This is a genomic window from Streptomyces sp. PA03-3a (assembly GCF_033792735.1).
In the GTDB taxonomy this organism is placed as follows: Bacteria; Actinomycetota; Actinomycetes; order Streptomycetales; family Streptomycetaceae; genus Actinacidiphila.
Genome location: NZ_JARAVM010000102.1, coordinates 1 through 628, shown reverse-complemented (window position 1 = coordinate 628; position 628 = coordinate 1). Strand labels below are relative to the sequence as shown.

The following is a 628-nucleotide window of genomic DNA, read 5'->3' as shown; positions in this document are numbered from 1 at the left end:
TGTATTGCCCCGTGAGGTTAGGAACGCGGCTGGCGGGTGGTTGGCCCTTCAGCGCGGTGTGTCCGCGGTGGTGATTGTAGGTGTGCAGCCAGGCGGGGAAGGCGTCGCGTCGTTCTTGCTCTGACCGGTAGGGGCGGGCGTAGGCCCACTCGTCGAGCAGGGTGCGGTTGAAGCGTTCGACCTTGCCGTTGGTCTGCGGCCGGTAGGGCCGGGTGCGCTTGTGCGTGATCCCGGCCCCGGCCAGGGCATCGCGCCACAGACGGGACTTGTAGCAGGAGCCGTTGTCGGTCAGCACGCGCTCGACGGCGACCCCGCACGAGGCGAAGAACGCATGGGCCCGTCCCCAGAAGGCGACGGCGGTCTCCTTCTTCTCGTCGGTGAGGATCTCGCTGTAGGCCAGGCGGGAGTGGTCGTCGACGGCGGTGTGCAGGTAGCTGTAGCCGGCGTTCGAGCGGGTTTTGCGACCCGCTTGCCGGCCGAGGACTTTGTGGCCGCCGCCGTCGGGGATGTTGCCGAGCTTCTTGATGTCCACGTGCACCAGCTCGCCGGGACGGGCGCGTTCGTAGCGGCGTATGACGCGGCCGGTGGCCCGGTCCAGGTGGGTCAGGCGGGCCAGGCCGTAGCGGGT

At 69.1% G+C, this 628-nt stretch carries 1 protein-coding gene; it reads right to left on the bottom strand.

All coding sequences use genetic code 11. The features are described from left to right. On the bottom strand, positions 1–628 hold a 628-nt coding region (locus PV342_RS40955), incomplete at both ends, for an IS481 family transposase (RefSeq protein ID WP_500321250.1).